At 72.9% G+C, this 18,180-nt stretch carries 15 protein-coding genes; 8 read left to right on the top strand and 7 right to left on the bottom strand.

Annotation, left to right across the window (positions count from 1 at the left end; genetic code table 11):
• Positions 1–7: 7 nt before the first annotated feature.
• On the top strand, positions 8–1,354 hold the full coding sequence (locus AC3RX0_RS01940; RefSeq protein WP_491504259.1) for a hypothetical protein: 1,347 nt from the start codon (positions 8–10) through the stop codon (positions 1,352–1,354).
• A 187-nt stretch (positions 1,355–1,541) separates the two neighbouring features.
• On the opposite strand, the gene hpf is transcribed toward AC3RX0_RS01940, so the two are convergent.
• The 5 genes from hpf to mtrA all read right to left on the bottom strand — a co-directional run bounded on the left by hpf (position 1,542) and on the right by mtrA (position 7,288).
• Complete coding sequence (hpf, locus tag AC3RX0_RS01935) at positions 1,542–2,207, bottom strand: ribosome hibernation-promoting factor, HPF/YfiA family (protein WP_491504258.1); 666 nt, start codon at positions 2,205–2,207, stop codon at positions 1,542–1,544.
• 110 nt (positions 2,208–2,317) lie between these two features.
• Positions 2,318–2,992, bottom strand: a complete 675-nt coding sequence (locus AC3RX0_RS01930) for a ComF family protein (RefSeq protein ID WP_491504257.1) — start codon at positions 2,990–2,992, stop codon at positions 2,318–2,320.
• Between the two features lie 96 nt (positions 2,993–3,088).
• Complete coding sequence (locus tag AC3RX0_RS01925) at positions 3,089–4,825, bottom strand: LpqB family beta-propeller domain-containing protein (RefSeq protein ID WP_491504256.1); 1,737 nt, start codon at positions 4,823–4,825, stop codon at positions 3,089–3,091.
• Positions 4,822–6,600 carry an MtrAB system histidine kinase MtrB gene (mtrB, locus tag AC3RX0_RS01920; protein ID WP_491504255.1) on the bottom strand — a complete coding sequence of 593 codons (1,779 nt, stop codon included), beginning with the start codon at positions 6,598–6,600 and terminating at the stop codon, positions 4,822–4,824. Before mtrB ends, AC3RX0_RS01925 begins: the two co-directional genes overlap by 4 nt.
• Positions 6,601–6,607: 7 nt before the next feature.
• Positions 6,608–7,288 carry an MtrAB system response regulator MtrA gene (mtrA, locus tag AC3RX0_RS01915; RefSeq protein ID WP_491504254.1) on the bottom strand — a complete coding sequence of 227 codons (681 nt, stop codon included), beginning with the start codon at positions 7,286–7,288 and terminating at the stop codon, positions 6,608–6,610.
• 162 nt (positions 7,289–7,450) lie between these two features.
• Between mtrA and AC3RX0_RS01910 the strand changes: the two genes are divergently transcribed.
• The 7 genes from AC3RX0_RS01910 to AC3RX0_RS01880 all read left to right on the top strand — a co-directional run bounded on the left by AC3RX0_RS01910 (position 7,451) and on the right by AC3RX0_RS01880 (position 15,333).
• Positions 7,451–8,815 (top strand): DUF7847 domain-containing protein, encoded by a 1,365-nt coding sequence (locus AC3RX0_RS01910; RefSeq protein WP_491504253.1) that lies wholly within the window; start codon positions 7,451–7,453, stop codon positions 8,813–8,815.
• The gene (locus AC3RX0_RS01905) at positions 8,812–9,537 is read left to right on the top strand and encodes a DUF4129 domain-containing protein (protein WP_491504252.1); all 726 of its coding nucleotides are present in this window, start codon (positions 8,812–8,814) and stop codon (positions 9,535–9,537) included. Before AC3RX0_RS01910 ends, AC3RX0_RS01905 begins: the two co-directional genes overlap by 4 nt.
• Positions 9,534–10,793, top strand: coding sequence for a DUF4350 domain-containing protein (locus tag AC3RX0_RS01900; RefSeq protein WP_491504251.1), 1,260 nt, complete (start codon positions 9,534–9,536; stop codon positions 10,791–10,793). Before AC3RX0_RS01905 ends, AC3RX0_RS01900 begins: the two co-directional genes overlap by 4 nt.
• Positions 10,790–11,785, top strand: a complete 996-nt coding sequence (locus AC3RX0_RS01895; RefSeq protein ID WP_491504250.1) for an AAA family ATPase — start codon at positions 10,790–10,792, stop codon at positions 11,783–11,785. Before AC3RX0_RS01900 ends, AC3RX0_RS01895 begins: the two co-directional genes overlap by 4 nt.
• A 2-nt stretch (positions 11,786–11,787) precedes the next feature.
• Positions 11,788–13,089: a DUF58 domain-containing protein gene (locus AC3RX0_RS01890; RefSeq protein ID WP_491504249.1), complete on the top strand. Its 1,302-nt coding sequence runs from the start codon at positions 11,788–11,790 to the stop codon at positions 13,087–13,089.
• Positions 13,090–13,274: 185 nt separating this feature from the next.
• Complete coding sequence (locus AC3RX0_RS01885) at positions 13,275–14,453, top strand: calcium:cation antiporter (RefSeq protein WP_491504248.1); 1,179 nt, start codon at positions 13,275–13,277, stop codon at positions 14,451–14,453.
• A 127-nt stretch (positions 14,454–14,580) separates the two neighbouring features.
• Positions 14,581–15,333, top strand: coding sequence for an aquaporin (locus AC3RX0_RS01880; protein ID WP_491504247.1), 753 nt, complete (start codon positions 14,581–14,583; stop codon positions 15,331–15,333).
• Positions 15,334–15,393: 60 nt separating this feature from the next.
• Here AC3RX0_RS01880 and katG read toward each other — a convergent pair whose 3' ends face one another.
• On the bottom strand, positions 15,394–17,661 hold the full coding sequence (katG, locus tag AC3RX0_RS01875) for a catalase/peroxidase HPI (RefSeq protein ID WP_491504246.1): 2,268 nt from the start codon (positions 17,659–17,661) through the stop codon (positions 15,394–15,396).
• 40 nt (positions 17,662–17,701) lie between these two features.
• On the bottom strand, positions 17,702–18,133 hold the full coding sequence (locus AC3RX0_RS01870) for a Fur family transcriptional regulator (protein ID WP_491504245.1): 432 nt from the start codon (positions 18,131–18,133) through the stop codon (positions 17,702–17,704).
• Positions 18,134–18,180 lie beyond the last annotated feature (47 nt).

The following is an 18,180-nucleotide window of genomic DNA, read 5'->3' as shown; positions in this document are numbered from 1 at the left end:
TTCGGGGATGACCGGATTCTGGGGGCGACGCAACCGCGAGCAGATCGCCGAGCAGGACGCAGACCTCACCCGACGCGCGGACGCCGCGCTCATCGCCGCCGACGAGCGGCTGCGGCTCACCGCCGACGAGCTCGTCTTCGCCGAGGCGGAGCTGGGCGCCGAGGCGACGCAGCCGCTGCGCGAGGCGCTCTCGGCGGTCAAGCAGCACCTGGGCGAGGCGTTCCAGCTGAACCAGCTCAACCACGATGACATCCCCGACACCGTCGAAGAGCTGCGCACCCGCAACGCGCGCATCGTGCAGCTGTGCGACTGGGCCGAGAGCCTGATCGAGGATCGGACGGCGGCCCTCGCCGACCGCATCGCCCACGCCCGGCAGGCGCCGCAGATCCTGGCGCAGGTGCAGCGCGACATCCAGACTCTGCGCGAACAGGTCGCGCCCGCCCGCGGGACCGTCGGCCGGCTGGCCGCCCGGTACGCGCCCAGCGCCCTGCACCGCGTGGACGGCAACCCCGGCGAGGCCGAGCAGCTGCTCGGGTTCGCCGAGCACAGCGCCCGCATCGCCGCCGAGCGGCGCGAGTCCGGCCAGCGCGAGCCGGCGAACGTCGCCCTCGAGGCGGCCACCGAGTCCGTCCGCCGCGCCCGGTCGCTGCTGGACGCCGTGGAGAGCTTCGAGATCGAGGCGCTGCGCGCCGAGTCCACGCTCGGCGCGATCGTCGAGGACTCCCGCGGCGACCTCGTGGCCGCGGGCACCGCGCCGCAGACGCCCGAGGTGCGCGCCGCCGTCGAGCAGCTCGAGAAGGCGCTCGCGGCCCTGCCCGGCGCGGGCGTCAACACCGACCCGTTCGCGCAGCTGACCGCGCTGCGCGAAGCGAACGGCGGGCTGGACACCGCGATCGCCGCCGCCCGCGAGCGCGCCGCGCATCCGCTGCCCGGGGCGGATCAGGTGCGCAACGCGATCGACGACGCCGACCGGCAGCTGGCGATCGTACGCGACATCATCGGCGGCCACCGCGGCTGGATCGGTGCCGACGCCCGCACGCGGCACGCCGAGGCCGAGCGCATCCGCGAAGAGCTCACGCGTCTCGTCGGCGCCGACGCCGACCTGGGCGCCCGGCCCGTGGACGAGGACAAGCGCGAGCAGGCCCTGGCCCTCGCGCGGCGCGCCGGGTACCTGGCCGCCGAGGCCCTGCAGCTCGCCCAGCGCGACATCGACGCGGCCCGTCCGCAGTCCGCCCAGGGCTGGGGCGGCGGCCCGGGCTGGGGCGGCGGCAGCCGCGGGGGCGCGGGTGACGCGGTCGGCGGCATCCTCGGCGGGCTCGTGATCGGCAGCATCCTCGGCGACTTCTTCGACTGACCCCCGGTTCGGCCGGCCGGGTCGCCGGCGCGATCAGCACGCAGGAAGATCTGCCCGCGGCATCCCGCATCGCGGCGTGTCACGGCCCGCGCGACAGAACGTCCTGCGATCCGAATGCGGGACGCAGCCGGGCCCGCACACGGCGAGAGCCGCCCGCGCGGCACGCGGACGGCTCTCGGACACCTCGTCAGGAGACGAGCTCTTCCTCGGGCGGCGCCATCGTCGTGAGCGAGATCACGCCGTAGTCCCAGCCCTTGCGCCGGTACACGACGCTCGGGTGGTCGGTGCGCGCGTCGATGAACAGGAAGAAGTCGTGGCCGACCAGCTCCATGCGGTCCACGGCATCCTCGACCGTCATCCACTCGGCGTCGAAGCGCTTCGTGCGGATGACCACGGGCGTGTAGTCCTCTTCCTCCTCGTTGCCCGTGATGATCGGGATCTCACCGGTCGCGACCGCGCGCAGCACGTCGACCGACGCGGGCTGCAGATCGACCCCGCTGATGGCGCCCGTCCCCTTGTCCAGCTTCGCCCCGCGCGGATGCCTGCGGGCGTCGACGCGCTTCTCCTTGGCACGACGCACCTGTTCCGCGAGCTTGTCGACGGCGATGTCGAGCGCGGCGAACTTGTCGCCGTCCACGGCCTCGGCGCGCACGATCGGCAGGCCCTTTCCGGTGAGGGTCAGCTCGACGGTGGAGTCCTCCATGCGACCGTTGTGGTACGCCCGGTGTGTGACCTTCACGTCGAGGCTCTGAGCACGCGGAGCGATGTTCGCGATACGCAGGGCCTTCTCGTCCACCACGCCGCGGAATCGATCGGAGACGCTCACGCCCACGCCGACGATGCTGGTTTCCATCCCTGACCTCCTTGTTCCGGTCCTCCCGGCCAAGGGCGGACCATCAGTCGCCTTGTGCCCCCCACCGTAGTCGGCGCATCGAAGGATGTCACGACCCATTTGCGGGCACATCACCCCGGGTCCAGCATGCCTTCGCCGGCATGTGCGAAGCGCCGCGCGGTGGCCGCGACGGTCGCCGCGCCGACCGGCACGGCACCGGCGGCGCGCAGTTCCCGGGCGGCTTCGTCGAGGGTCGCGCCGGTGGTCACGACGTCGTCGACGATGAGCACGCGGCAGCCGTCCAGCCGCCGGACGGCCCGCATGCTGCCGGCCACGTTGCCCGCGCGCTCGCCCCGGCGCAGGCCGCGCTGATCGGCCACCGCGCGGGCAGGGGCGAGCAGGCGCTGCGGCCGCAGCCCCGCACGGCGGGCGAGCAGCTCCGCCACACGGTACCCGCGGCGGCGCATCGCAGCCCGCGAGGTCGGCACCGGCACGACGATCGCCCCCGGATCGTCGAACCCGGCCACGGCGGCGGCGAGGCCCGGGGCGAGGCCGCGCGCCAGGCCCGTGCGCCCGTCGGCCTTGAGCGCCCGCAGCACCCGTGCCGGCACCCCGGCGAACTCCAGGCCGCTGCGCACCGTCAGCCCGGCCACCTCTCGCCGCAGCACGTGCGGACGCAGCAGGTCGCGGCAGGCGTCGCACAGCGACACGTCCAGCGCACCGCAGCCCGCGCACGCGGTGGGGAACACGAGCGACAGGGCTTCGGCGAGCGCGGTGCGCACCAGGTCGAGATCCGATCGTGGCATCGCCCCAGCATCCCGCCCCCGCACGCCGTCGCGAGTGCGCGGAAGTGGATCCGTGCACGAGGACCCGGTCGCCGGCCACTGGGGAGGAGGCGCCGCTCAGCCCTGCGTCTGCGCCTGCGGCGGCATCCCCTCGACCGTCGCCAGGACCCGGATGCCGCTGCCCGCCTGTTCCCAGTTGGAGCCGCGCTGCGCATACAGCGAGCCGTCGGCACCGCGCAGCCGCACCGTCGTGCCGACGGTGCCGGCGATCGAGGTGATGCCGTCGGGCGCGGCCGTCGAGGCCGACACGGGCCCGCCGACGGTCTGGCGGATGACGACGGTGCCGCTGCCGTTGGCGGCGTGGGCGAGCGTGGCGAGCATGGCGTCGTCGATCCACGTCAGGTCGATGCCGCGGCCCGGCAGCGTGCCCAGCTGCACGGCGTCGCCGACTCGCTCGGGCACGCCGTCCTGACCGCGCACGATGCCGGCGACCTGCACCACGTCCTGCCCGCCGATCTGGAGCACCGCTGCGATCCGCGCGCCGTCGCGCGAGATCGCCATGGCCCGGATCCGGTCGGCGTTCGACCAGGCACCCGCGTTGACGGCGTGCTTCTTGCCGTCGGGGCCGAATACCTCCAGCGCCCCGGGGGCGTCGCCGGGCACGCTCCAGATCATGCCGTCGGGGTCGATCGCGGGGTCGATGAGACCGGCGCGCACGTCCAGCGGCGCCACCTGCGCGGTGACCCGTGCCACGACCCCGGACTGCGTGCGCACGGCGGCCGACCGGTAGTCGGCGGCGAGGTCGATCGCCGCAGGCCGCACGGCTCGCAGCGCGTCCGAGAGCGTGGGCACCGGTTCGACCTTGTCGCCGGGCGAGAGGAAGCCGAATCCGCTCTCGGTGTCGACGAGCGCGCGCGTGTCGACGCGGGTCGACGTCGTCGGCACGACGCTCGCGGTGAGCTGGGCGCCGCTGTAGGTGGTCATCGACACGTCCGACACCCCCGCGGCCGACAGGCTCCCCCGCAGCTGCGTCTGCATCCGGTCGAGCGTCTGCGGTTCCAGCGTCAGCACGGGGCCCGACAGCTCGACCCTCGCGACGCCGCTGCCGCTGAGCGGCACGGACGGCACGTTCAGCGAGATGCTGTCGGGGAACGCCGTCTTGACGCTGTCGGCGAGCCAGGGCGTGGGCTTGCCGTCGATGAGGTTCTGCGCGATCCGCGTGGCGGCGTTGTACGACGGGTACCACCGCACGTCTGGCACGAGGTAATGCCAGGTCGGGTCGAAGTACATCAGGTCGTACTGGTCGTAGACGCTCGAGAACTGGTCGGCGCCGATCACGATGCCGTTCGGGGCATGCGTGATGCGCCACTCGCCGTCGACCTTGGCCAGCGAGAACGCCGGCAGGGTCGAGTGCCCGCCGTCCGAAGGCCGGTATGCGCCGGTGGAGTCCACGGTCGCGCGCTGCGTGATCGTCAGGGTGACCTTGTGGTCGCCGCTGGTCGAGTACGTCCGGTCCGAGCGGTCGTCGATCGTGGTGCCCTCGTTCGGCTTCCACTCGCTGCGGAACGACGGCGCCAGGTACAGCTGGGCCACGGCCCAGTTGCCGTCGGGGCCGGTGCCGGCGTCGATGAACCCCTGCACGATCTGCTCGGGAGTCGCGCCGTCCTGCGGCTTGAGCGGGATGTACGAGAAGTCCGGCGGCGCGACCGCGCCCGGAGGGAGCCCCGCGAACACGGCCCCCGAGGTCGGCAGCCCGGCGCAGGCCGACAGCACGAGCGCGGCGAGCGCCAGCAGCGCGACCCGCAGCGGCCGCGGCATCCTTCTGCGCGTCATGGAGCTTGTGCGCGCCATCATGAGGCACCTCCTCCGGTGCTGGATCCGGTGCCGGCCCGGGTGCCGGACCCGCCGCCGGCGGCGCCACCGCCGGATCCCGAGCGCCCGGCACGAGGCCGGTCGAGCCCGGTGACCGTGATCGGCTGGGTGAGGCCGAGCGCGTCCAGCGACGCCGTGTCGTCGCCGGGGTCGGTGGCGATGGGCGACGCGCCCTCGGTCAGCGGCATCGATCCGCGGGGCAGGGTCAGCACGAAGTTGGTCCCGTGCCCGGGCGACGACCACACGGTGAGCGTGCCGTGGTGCAGTCGCGCGTCGCCCAGAGCGATCGACAGCCCGAGCCCGGTGCCGCCGATCGTGCGCTTGCGCGACGGATCGGCGCGCCAGAACCGGTCGAACACCCGCTCGCTCTCGGCCTCGGTCATGCCCAGGCCGTAGTCGCGCACGCCCAGGGCGACCGCCTGCTGGTTGCTGTCGACCGTGATGACGATGGGCCGCCCCTCGCCGTGCTCGATCGCGTTGCCCAGCAGGTTGCGCACGATCCGGCGGATGCGCCGGGGATCCATCTCGACGAGGGAATAGCCGCCCGGGGCGACCAGGCGCACGTCCGAGCCGTGCTGCACGGCGAGCTGCTCCATCGCCGTCATGACGTCCTCGGCGAGGTGCGCGAGGCTCGTCGGCTCGAGCTCGAGCTGCACCGAGCCGGCGTCGTAGCGGCTGATCTCGAGCAGGTCGGTGAGCAGCTCTTCGAAGCGCTGCACCTGCGCGAACAGCAGCTCGGCGGCGCGCGCGGTCGCCGGGTCGAACGCGTCACGCTGGTCGTTGATCATGTCGGTGGCCAGCCGGATGGTCGTCAGCGGCGTGCGCAGCTCGTGCGAGACGTCCGAGACGAACCGCTGCTGGACGAGCGAGAGTTCGGCCAGCTGGGTGATCTGGGACTGGATGCTGTCGGCCATCGCGTTGAACGAGCGGCCGAGGGTGGCCAGCTCGTCCTCGCCGTGCACCGTCAGGCGCACCCCGAGGTCGCCGGCGGCGAGCTGCTCGCTCGTGTCGGCGGCCTGCCGGATCGGCACGGTCACTGCGCGCAGCGTGAACCAGGCGATGCCGCCGATGAGCAGCACCAGCGCCGAGCCGACGATCCACAGGGTCGCCTGCACGAAGCTCAGTGTGCGCGCGGCGTCGTCGAGGTCGTACGCGAGATAGAGCTCGTACGGACCCACGTCGGGGACGTTGATCTTCTGCCCGACGATGATTCCGGGCCGGGTGGCGCCGTCGTCGCCGGGCAGGGCGATCGACTGTCCCCACTGCAGCTCGGTCTGGTTCGGCGCGCGCACGTGCGCGCGCAGCGCCGGCGAGATCATGTCCTCTTCGAGCCCGCCCGACTGGAACCCGGGTGGCGCGGTCTGCGACGGCGTCTTGTCGATGCGCACGGCCAGGGTCATGTCGGTCGCCGCCTGCTGCGACAGCGAGGTCTGCACGCTGCGCAGCAGGTTCTGCATCTGCACCGGGTCGTCCTGCACGACCGCGTCGTAGAGAGTCGTCTGGGCGGAGTCCACGGCGCGCCGCGCATCGGTCAGGGCCTGCGACTTGCGCGACTCGAACAGGTCGTTCTGGATCGCCAGGGCCATCCACACGCAGGCGACGATGATCGCCGATGCGGTCAGCACGAGCGTGATCGCAACGGTGCGGAACCGCAGCGAGCGCCGCCACAGCGTGCTGAGGTCCTCCAGACGAGCCCGCCACCAGCTCCAGTCCCGCCACGGGGGCGGCGACGATGCGGCGGGCGCAGCGCCGGTCATGGCGTCCTCAGATCACGGCACCGGCGCGGTAGCCGACCCCGCGCACGGTGGTGACGATCTTGGGGTTGTCGGGGTCGCGCTCGACCTTGGCGCGCAGACGCTGGACGTGCACGTTCACCAGCCGGGTGTCGGCCTTGTAGTGATAGCCCCACACCTGCTCGAGCAGCATCTCGCGCGAGAACACCTGCTGCGGCTTCGAGGCCAGCGCCACCAGCAGCTCGAACTCCAGCGGCGTCAGGGCGATCGAGCTGCCGTCGCGACGCACCTCGTGGGCCGCGACATCCACTTCGAGATCGCCGATGCGCAGCACGTCGGCCACGGTCTGCGTGCCGGGGCGCAGGCGCGTGCGGATGCGCGCCACGAGCTCTTTCGGGTTGAAGGGCTTGACGATGTAGTCGTCGGCGCCGGACTCGAGCCCGCGCACGACGTCGGCGGTGTCGGTGCGGGCAGTGAGCATGATGATCGGGATGCCGGATTCCGCGCGGATGCGGGTGCAGATCTCGATCCCGTCCATGCCGGGAAGCATGAGGTCCAGCAGGATGAGGTCGGGACGCTCGGTGCGCCACGCGTCGACGGCCTTCGCACCGTCCGCGCAGAAGGCGGTGTCGAACCCCTCCGTGCGCAGGACGATGCCGATCATCTCCGCCAGGGCGGTGTCGTCGTCGACCACCAGGATTCGTGAAGTCATCGGAATGGTTCTGGTCCTTCATCCGCCGCGGCAGGCGCGGAACACTGTGGCGCATTCCCCGTGCGCCTGCTACAGCGTAGCCGAGCAAGCGGTGTGCAGGGTGGGCGCCGCGCAGGGGTGTGACACGATAGAAGACCGAACCGTCCCGCGCGAGGAGGCTTCGTGACCGCGTATCCCTCTTGGACGCCCGCGTCGCGCCCGGGGATCATCCCCCTGCACCCGCTCTCGTTCGGCACGGTGCTGGGACGCTCGTTCAGCGCCCTGCGTCAGAACCCGCGCGTGCTGCTGGGCTTCGCCATGGTCGTGCAGGTGGTGAGCTTCATCGCCATCATCGCGATCGTCGCGGCGGTGGGGTTCTGGTCGATGTCGCGCCTGGACAACGTGCCCGCCGGCAGCGAGGCCTACCGGCAGATCCTGGCCGGTTCGGTGGCGATCATCGCCGTCGTCTCGTTCGCGCTGGGACTGGTGGGCGCGGCCCTGGGGATCATCGTGCAGGGCGTGGTGGTCACCGAGGTCGCGCATGCGGCCGTCGCCGAGCGCCTGCGCCTGAGCGGGCTGTGGCGCCAGGTGCGCCCGGTCGCGTGGCGCCTGATCGGCTACGCGCTGCTCGTGGCGGTGGCGGTGCTCGCCGCGGTCGCGGCGGTGACCGGCATCGTGATCGCCGTGGCGACGATGGCCCCGGTCGCGGGCATCGCACTGACGATCCTGGCCGTGCTCGCCGCCATCCCGCTCGTGCTGTGGCTGTCGACCAAGCTGCAGCTGGCTCCGGCGGTCATCATCCTCGAGCACGGCACCATCCGCGGGGCGATCGCCCGGTCGTGGCGCCTCACGCGCACGCGGTTCTGGCCCATCCTGGGCGTGATCGTGCTCATCCAGGTCATCTTCGGCGTGGTCGCGCAGGTGATCGCGATCCCGTTCGGCCTGATCGGCGGAATCCTCGGCCCGCTCATCGCGCCCACCGGCGACCCGACCACGACGGCCGTGATCGCCACGGTGGTCGTCGTCGGCCTGCCCGAGGTCGTGAGCCTGCTGATCTCGGCCGTCGCCGCCGTCGTGCAGGCCACGGCCAGCGGCCTGCTGTACATCGACGCGCGCATGCGGCACGAGGGTCTCGACCTCGACCTGCTGCAGTACGTCGAGCGGCGGGACGCGGGTGCGACCGAACTCCCGGATCCGTTCACGCAGCACATCGGCCGGGTGCTCGTGCGCCCGCCGGCCCCCTACCCGTACCCGTACCCGCCGGGGGCGTACGCAGGCGGCACGGCGTACCCGGGCGGTCCGGCCTATCCCGGCGGTCCCGCGTACCCCGGCGGCCCGGCGAATCCCAGCGCGCCGTACGGCCAGGCACCCGTCCCGCAGCCCGCGTATGCGCAGCCGCTGCCGCCGCCGGCCGCGCCGATGCAGCAGCCCGAGCAGCCCGGGCCCCGGCGTCCCGCACCGCAGCCGCCCGAGAACCCCGGCCCCGCGCCGGCGCCGACGCAGTGGACCGCCCCGGGCGCGCAGCCCGGTGATGCGGAGAACCCGTGATCGTCCGCCTCGTCGACGACATCCCGCCCCTCACCCCCGGTCCCGACCAGGCGCGCCAATGGGCCGAGCACGAGCTGAGCGACCCCGCCTACGCGGCCGCGCACCCCACCCCCATCGACCGGATGGCCCGCGCAGTGCAGGAGTTCGTCGCCCAGATGTTCGACGGCCGCGCCGAGGGGGTGTGGGCCGTGTGGCTCGCCGTGGGCGTGGCCGCCGTGCTCGTCGCCCTCATCGTGGTCGCGGTGCTGCTGTCGGGGCGCTCGCGCCTGGCGCGGCGCACCACGACCCGTGCGGCCGACTTGTTCGGCGACGTCGAGACCCGCTCGGCGGCCGAGCTGCGGCGAGCGGCGGCCTCGGCCGCAACCGCGCAGGACTGGGCCGAGGCGGTCATCCTGCGCTTCCGAGCCCTGGCCCGCGGCACCGTCGAGCGCGGTGCCGTCGACCTCACGCCGGGCGCGACCACGCACGCCTTCGCGCGCACTGCGGGCCGCGCGTTCCCCGCCCACGCGGACGCGGTGGATGCCGCAGCCGACGCGTTCGACGACGTCCGGTATCTGCGCCGCCCGGGCACTGCCGACCTCTATGCGACCGTCGCGCGCGCCGACGACGGCGTGCAGGGCGCCGAGCCTGCGGGCGACGGCGACGCGTCGGACGGGCCCACCGGGCACGCGGCAGGACAGGCGGCGGGTCAGGCTGCACAGCGCCGCGGGGTCGCCCGGTGACCGTCGTCGAGGCGGTCACCACCACCGCGCCCGGACGCCGCCGACGAGCCGGCGCGTGGGTCGCGATCGCCCTGGTGGTCGTCCTCGGTGGAGTCGCCGGGGCCGTGCTGACCGGCCTCGGGCAGTGGAACAGGCACGACATGCTCGACCCGGAGTCCACCGGGGCGAACGGCGGCCGGGCGCTTGCCCGGGTGCTGGCCGAACATGGCGTCCGGATCGAGGTGGTCCGCAGCAGCGGCGCGGTGGCGGGTGCCCTCGCCGACGCCGGGCGGGCCGGCGGCCGCGAGGCCGACGCGACGCTCGTGCTGCCCGACAGCCCGCTGCTGACCGACAAGCACTTCACCGAGTTGAGCGGCGCGGCCGCCGACGTCGTGATCCTGCAGCCGCTCGCCCGGGGTATGCGGCTGACGTTCGACGCCGCCCCGTCCGGCTACGGGGCGAACGGGCCGGTCGCCCCGCAATGCAGCGTGGATGCCGCCGCCCGCGCCGGCGCTGTCGTGCCGGCGACCCTCTACTCGATCAGCGCGCAGTCCAACCCGACGCAGACCGCCCCGACGCAGACGGGCGTCCAGACCTGCTACCGCTCGGGCGAGGATGTCGCCCTGCTGCAGCGCACGGTCGCCGGCTCGCGCGTGACCGCGGTCGACGGATCCGAGCTGTTCACGAACGCGACGCTGGCCCAGCACGGCAACGCGGCTCTGGGAGTGAACCTGCTGGGCGCCCACCGCACCCTCATCTGGTTCGTGCCGAGCACGGCCGACCCAGGCGTCGAGCCGCCCACGCTCGGCGAGCTGACCCCGGGATGGGTGTCGCCGGTGATCGTGCTGCTGCTGCTGGCCGGGGTCGCCGCCGCCGTCTGGCGCGGGCGCCGCTTCGGCCCGCTGGTGGCCGAGAACCTGCCGGTCACCGTCCGCGCGACCGAGACCACCGACGGGCGGGCACGCCTGTACGCACGTTCCCGCGATGTCGCGCACGTCGCCGAGCGCCTGCGCGCGGGGGCGCTCGTCCGACTCGGGCGGCTGCGAGGCCTCGGCCGCACCGCCGAGGCGGGCGAGATCGCCGACGCCGTGGCGGACCTGCTCGGGATGCCGCGGACCCGGGTGCGCGGCATCCTGCTCGACGACGAACCCCGCACCGAACGCGACCTGCTCGAGCTCAGCGACCGGCTGAGCGACCTGGAGCGCGCCGCCCACGCGGCGCTGCGGCCCGACCCGACCGACTCCTCATCCACCGATTCCGGGAGGACACGCCCATGACCGATCCCACGCCCGCTCCCTCCGACACGGCCGTCGACGCGTCCGGCGACGCCGCCCTGCGCGACGTGCTGCACCGGGTGCGCCTGCAGGTCGGCCAGGCCGTCGTCGGGCAGGACGGCGCGATCACGGGCCTGCTGATCGCCCTGCTCGCCGGCGGGCACGTGCTGCTGGAGGGCGTGCCGGGCGTGGCCAAGACGCTGCTCGTGCGGGCGTTCAGCCGGGCTCTGGGGCTCTCGACCAAGCGCGTGCAGTTCACACCGGACCTGATGCCCGGCGATGTCTCGGGCTCGCTCGTCTACGACGCGCGCACGGCCGAGTTCGAGTTCCGCGAGGGACCGATCTTCACGAACATCGTGCTGGCCGATGAGATCAACCGCACGCCCCCCAAGACCCAGGCGGCGCTGCTGGAGGCGATGCAGGAGCACCAGGTCACCGCCGACGGCGTGACCCGATCCCTGCCCGACCCGTTCCTGGTCGCCGCCACGCAGAACCCCATCGAGCACGAGGGCACGTATCCGCTGCCCGAGGCGCAGCTGGACCGGTTCCTGCTCAAGCTCATCGTCACCGTGCCCGAGCGCGACGCCGAGCTGGACGTCCTGCGCCGACACGCGGCCGGGTTCGACCCGCAGACCCTGAGCGAGGTGCAGGCCGTCGCCGACGCCGAGCAGCTGCGCGCGGCGCGCCGGGCCGTGGCATCCGTCGCCGTCACCGACGACGTGCTCGGGTACATCGTCGACCTCGCCCGGGCGACCAGGCAGAGCCCGTCGGTGCAGCTGGGCGTGAGCCCGCGAGCGGCGACCGCGCTGCTGGCGGCGGCCAAGGCGTGGGCATGGCTCGGCGGCTACCCGGCGATCACCCCCGACCACATCCAGGCCATGCTCGTGCCCACGTGGCGCCACCGCATCCGCCTGCGGCCCGACGCGCTGCTCGAGGGCGTGTCGGTCGACGCCGTGCTGACCGCGGTGCTGCAGCAGACCCGCGTTCCCATCTGACCGTGTACGTCACCGGCCGCCTTCCCCTGCTGGTCGCGCTCGGCGCGATCCCGGTCGTCGTGCTCGCCGTCGCAGGCGTGGACGGCTGGATCGCCGCGTCCGGCTGGATCGCCGTGTGCGCGGTGCTGGCGGGGGTGGATGCCGCAGCCGCCGCCTCTCCGCTCGCCGTGCGCGTGCAGCGCGACGTCCCGCGCCGCGCCCTGCTGCACAGCCGGGTGACGGCGACGGTGACCTTGCGCAGCCCGCGGCGGCTGCGCGGGTGGATGCGCGACGCGTGGCAGCCGACGGCGGGGGCTGCGGCATCCCGTCTTCCGCTGCGCCTGGAACCCGACGATCCGCAGCGCTTCGACGTGCCGCTGCATCCGCGCAGACGGGGAGAGCTCGCGAGCGACTTCGTCGTGATCCGCAGCCTCGGGCCGCTGGGCCTGGCGGGCCGCCAGGGGCGCATCGCCGTGCGCGGAGCTCTGCGCGTGCTGCCCCCGTTCGTCTCGCGCCGGCATCTGCCCTCGCGCCTGGCGCGGCTGCGTGAGCTGGACGGGGCCACGAGCGTGCTGATCCGCGGGCAGGGCACCGAGTTCGACAGCCTGCGCCCGTACGTGCGCGGCGACGACGTGCGCTCGATCGACTGGCGCGCCACCGCCCGGGCCGGCACGACGATGCTGCGCACGTGGCGGCCCGAGCGCGATCGCCACGTCGTGATCGTCATCGACACCGGGCGCACGTCGGCGGCACGCGTGGGAGACGGCGTGCGATTGGATGCCGAGATGGAGGCGGCGCTCCTGCTCGCGGCCCTCGCGGCCGAGGCGGGCGACCACTTGCACCTGCTGATGTTCGATCGCGCCGTGCGCGCGCGGGTGTCGGGAGTGGACGGTGACGCCCTGCTGCCCGCTCTCGTGGACGCGATGGCCCCGGTCGAGCCGAGCCTCATCGACACGGACTGGGATGCCGCGTTCGCGCAGATCCGGTCGCTGACCGTGCGCCCGTCGCTGGTCGTGCTGCTCACGGCGCAGGACGAGCCGGCGGCCGCCCGCGGGTTCCTCGGCTCGCTGCCGGGCCTGGCCGCGGCCACGCACGTGCTGGTGGGCACCGTCACCGACACCGGCATGGACGCCCGCGTCGCTGCCCGGTCGACCGTCGGCGAGATCTATCGCGCGGCCGCGACGGAGCAGTCCATCGCCGATGCCGACCGGGTCGCGCAGGCCGTGACCCGCGCCGGCGCCGAGGCCCTCGCCGCCGGCTCGGAGGAGCTTCCCCCGCGCATCGCCGACCGCTACCTGCAGCTGAAGGCCGCCGGCCGCCTCTGACCCGCGGGCCCCGTTGCTGCGGACCCCGGCCGCGACGCGGCATCCTTCTCCCGTCGTCACCTGTGCCCGGGCCCTGCCCAGGGTCCGTTGCTACCCTGGAGCGCAGCGCAGACCTGCGAGACGCCGACCGGGACGACCCGGCGCCGCGAGATCCTGACGGGGACGACCCCGAGACGGGATTCGCGATGAACGCCCCAGCACCCACCACGCTGCGCGCGATCCTCACCGCTGGCGCCCTCGGGCGCATCGCGCTCGGCTGGCTCGCCGTGGGCGCGATCGCACTGCTCGCCCCGATGCTGCAGGCGTCTTCCCCGGCGGCGGTGCTGGTCGCGCTGCTCGCCGCGACCGTCGGCGTCGTCGTGGTGTGCGCGTTCGGCGTCGTGCACCAGGCCGAGCGTCTGGCCGAGCGGCTCGGCGACCCGTGGGGCACGCTCGTGCTCACCCTGTCGATCGTGCTCATCGAGGTCGTGCTGATCGTGGCGATCATGCTCGGGCCGGGCGAGCACACCACGATCGCGCGCGATTCGGTGCTGGCGGTGTCGATGATCATCCTGAACCTCGTGATCGGCCTCGCGCTGATGGTCGGCGGCATCCGCCGCGGCGGGCTGCGCCACAACCGCACCGGCACCTCCGCCTACCTCGCGATGCTCGTCGCGCTCATCGCCCTCGTCTTCGGCCTGCCGACGGTGGCCGCAACCGGTGGCGGCTTCCGTCCCGCCGAGGCGGTGACCGTGGTCGTGCTCACCGCAACGGCATACGCGTTCGTCCTCTGGCGGCAGACCCGAGCGCAGGCAGGCGACTTCGTCGAGGTCGCTCATGCCGCCGACGGCATGAGCGACCGCATGGACGACCGCATGAGCCCTGCGTCGTGGCATCCCACGGCCGGCGACTGCGCGCACCCACGCCCGCACCGGCGCGAGCTCCTCACCCGCCTGGCCGTGCTGGCCGCCACGATGCTGCCGATCGTCCTGCTCTCGCACCACCTGGCCGCGATGCTCGACGACGGCCTCGCACGTCTGCAGGCGCCGCCGGCGCTGTCGGGTGTGGTCGTCGCGGCGATCGTGTTGCTGCCCGAGGCCATCACGGCGGTGCGAGCCGCCCGCGGCGGCGAGATTCAGCGGGTGAGCAACCTGTGCCACGGGGCGCTCGTGTCCACCGTGGGACTCACGATCCCGGCGGTGATCGTCGTGGGCTTCGCCACCGGCGCGCACCCGGTGTTCGCACTCGACCCGGTCCCGGCCCTGCTGCTGGCCGCCTCGCTCGCGCTGTCGATCGCGACGTTCGCCGGGCGGCGTGTGACCGCGCTGCACGGCGCTGCGCACCTGGTGCTGTTCGCCGTGTACGCACTGACGCTGTTCGCCTGACCACGCAGACGAGGGATGCCGCGGCTCGGCGCTGCGGCCGGTGGACTCTGCGAGAACAGCGTGTCGTGCGGCCGTCCGGCCCCGCGGATGCCGATAATCTCGCGTCATCGGCGAAAGGAAGTCCGCCATGTCGGAATCTGCAACAGAGGGGCCTGCCCTGGCCACGCGCGTGGTCGCTGAAGCGATCGGGACGCTCGTGCTCGTTTTCGGCGGTGTCGGCACCGCGCTGTTCGCCGCCGACGCCGCAGTGGGGCCCGAGGGCTCGCCCATGGGCGTCGGATACCTGGGGGTCGCACTCGCGTTCGGATTGACCGTGCTGGTCGGCGTGTATGCGTGGGGACCGATCTCGGGCGGCCACTTCAACCCGGCGATCACGCTCGGCATGACCATCGCGGGCCGGCTCTCGTGGAGGGATGCCGTCGGCTACTGGATCGGCCAGATCGTGGGCGGCATCGTCGCCTCGACCCTGCTGGTGCTGATCGGCCTGTTCGGCCCGTCGGGATGGCTGAGCACCGCACAGAGGGGCGGATTCGCCAGCAACGGCTTCGGCGACCACTCCCCGGCCGGCTTCGGCCTGGGGGGCACCGTCGTGGCGGAGATCGTGCTCACCTGCATCTTCGTGCTCGTCGTGGCGGGGTCCACCAGCACGCGTGCGCCGGCAGGCTTCGCCGGTATCGCGATCGGCCTGACGCTGACCCTCGGCGTGCTGGTCGCGATCCCGATCGACAACGCATCGCTGAACCCGGCGCGCTCGATCGCGACGGCGATCTACGGCGGCGTCGGCGCGCTCTCGCAGCTGTGGGCGTTCATCGTCTTCCCGCTGATCGGCGGGGCGATCGCGGGCCTCGTGCACCGCGCCCTGTTCCCCGAGCCGAGGTAGAACCGCGAACGCAGAAGTGGCCCGCCCTCAACAGGGCGGGCCACTTCTGTGCGCGGTCGATCAGACGAGGTCGAAGCGGTCGAGCTCGACGACCTTCGTCCACGCGGCGACGAAGTCCGCAACGAACTTGTCGCCGGCGTCATCGGCCGCATACACCTCGGCGACCGCGCGCAGCTCGGAGTTCGAGCCGAACACGAGGTCGGCGCGGGTGCCGATCCACTTCTTCTCGCCGGTGCCGAGGTCCGTCGCCTGGAACGCGTGCGAGCCCGGATCCAGCGGCTTCCACTCGTTCTCCATGTCGAGCACGTTCACGAAGAAGTCGTTCGTGAGCACGCCCGGCCGGTCGGTGAACACGCCGTAGGGCGAGCCGTCCCAGTTGGTGTCCAGCACGCGCAGACCGCCGACCAGCACGGTCATCTCGGGCGCGGTCAGGTTCAGCAGGCTCGCCTTGTCGACCAGCAGGTGCTCGGCGGGCAGCTCGGCCGCCACCGCCAGCGGGCCGACGTAGTTGCGGAACCCGTCGGCGATCGGCTCGAGGTACGCGAACGACGCGATGTCGGTCTTCTCCTGCGTGGCGTCGGTGCGGCCGGCGCGGAACGGGACGACCACGTCGTGCCCGGCATCCTGCGCAGCCTTCTCGACCCCTGCGTTGCCGGCGAGCACGATCAGGTCGGCCAGCGACACGCGCTTGCCGGATGCCTCGAACCCGTCCTTGATGCCGCGCAGCACATCGATGACTTTGGCGCTACGGGCCGGGTTGTTGACCTCCCAGCCGTTCTGCGGCGCCAGAGCCAGGCGGGCGCCGTTCGCGCCGCCGCGCTTGTCGCTGTTGCGGAACGACGCGGCCGATGCCCAGGCGGTGGCCACCAGCTCCGAGACCGTCAGGCCGGACGCGAGGATCTGCGCCTTCAGCGCCGCGGCATCGGCGTCGTCGATCAGCTCGTGGTCGACGGCCGGCACCGGGTCCTGCCACAGCAGCTCCTCGGTCGGCGCGAGCTTGCCGAGGTAGCGGGTCGACGGGCCCATGTCACGGTGCGTGAGCTTGAACCAGGCGCGGGCGAACGCGTCGGCGAACGCCTCGGGGTCGTCCTTGAACTTCTCCGAGATCGGCCCGTAGATCGGGTCGTAGCGCAGCGACAGGTCGCTGGTGAGCATGCGCGGCTCGCGGCGCTTGGTGGCGTCGTGGGCCATCGGCACCATGTCGGCGCCGGCGCCGTTCTTGGGTCGCCACTGCTTCGCGCCGGCGGGGCTGTCCATGAGCTCCCACTCGTACGCGTACAGGATGTGGAAGAACTCGTTGTCCCAGCGCGTCGGGTGGTAGGTCCAGGTGACCTCCAGGCCGCTGGCGGTCTGGTCGTCGCCCTTGCCGGTGCCGTGGGCGTTCTTCCAGCCGAGGCCCATCTGCTCCATCGGCGCCTCTTCGGGCGAGGGACCGACGAGGTCGGCCGAGCCTGCGCCGTGGGTCTTGCCGAACGTGTGGCCACCGGCGATCAGCGCCACGGTCTCTTCGTCGTTCATGGCCATCCGGGCGAACGTCTCGCGGATGTCGCCGGCCAGCTCCACCGGGTCGGGATTGCCGCCGATGCCCTCGGGATTGACGTAGATGAGGCCCATCTGCACGGCCGCGAGCGGGTTCTCGAGATCGCGCTTCTCACCCGGCGTATAGCGCTTGTCGTCGCCGAGCCAGGTCGACTCCGAGCCCCAGTACACGTCGTCGTCGGGCTCCCAGGCATCCACCCGGCCGCCGGCGAAGCCGAACGTGGTGAAGCCCATCTGCTCCATCGCGACGTTGCCGGCGAAGATCATCAGATCGGCCCACGAGATGCGGTCGCCCCACTTCTTCTTGACCGTCCACAGCACACGGCGCGGCTTGTCGAGGCCGGCGTTGTCGGGCCAGCTGTTCAGCGGGGCGAACCGCTGCTGGCCGGTGTTGCCGCCGCCGCGGCCGTCCGTGACGCGGTAGGTGCCGGCGCTGTGCCAGGCCATGCGCACCACGGCGGGCCCGTAGTTGCCGAAGTCGGCGGGCCACCAGTCCTTGGACGTGGTGAGCGCCTCGACGATGTCGGCGCGCAGCTCGTCGAGGTCGACCGTCTCGAACGCCTTCTTGTAGTCGAAGTCGGCGCCCAGCGGGTTGGTGGCGGGCGGGTTCTTCGCGAGCACGCGCAGGTTCAGTCGGTTCGGCCACCAGTTGCGGGCGGTCGAGCCGCCGGCGCGGGTCGGGCCGCCGTGCACGACGGGGCAGCGCGCGGCGTCTTCGGCCACGGCCTCTTCGTGCGCGGTGGGCGTGTCGATCACGCTGTCCTGCTCGTCGATGACGTTGTCGGTCATGGTTTCCCTTCGATCGGGTGGGGTATGGGTTCGCAAGAAGTCAGGCCGCGCACGCGGCGCAGGTGCCCCAGAAGGTCACCTCGGCCTCGTGGATGAGAAAGCCCTGGGCGTCGGAGGGCGTCAGACACGGAGCCGCACCCACCACGCAGTCGACGTCGCGCACGCTGCCGCACGACGAGCAGACCAGATGGTGGTGGTTGTCGCCCACGCGCAGCTCGAACAGCTGCGGATGCCCGGCCGGTTCGATGCGTCGTGCGAGCCCGGCTGCCACGAAGTCGTTGAGCGCGTTGTACACGGACTGGGTGCTGGGATGCCGCAGCCGCGGCGCGATCTCACCGAGAATGTCGTCGGCACTGGCGTGGGGGTGCGCGCGCAGGGCGTCGAACACCGCGGCCCGAGGATCGGTCAGGCGCAGGCCTGCGGCACGGATCGCCGTCGCCGCCTCTTCGCCCACCACCGTCTCGTCGTGCATGCCTCCACAGTACCGTTCTTTTGATCACAACAAAAGAGGCAGCCGCG

Source organism: Microbacterium sp. W1-4-2 (assembly GCF_058349885.2).
The sequence above is the reverse complement of the archived record's forward strand: the minus strand, read 5'-3'. Positions and strand labels throughout refer to the sequence as shown.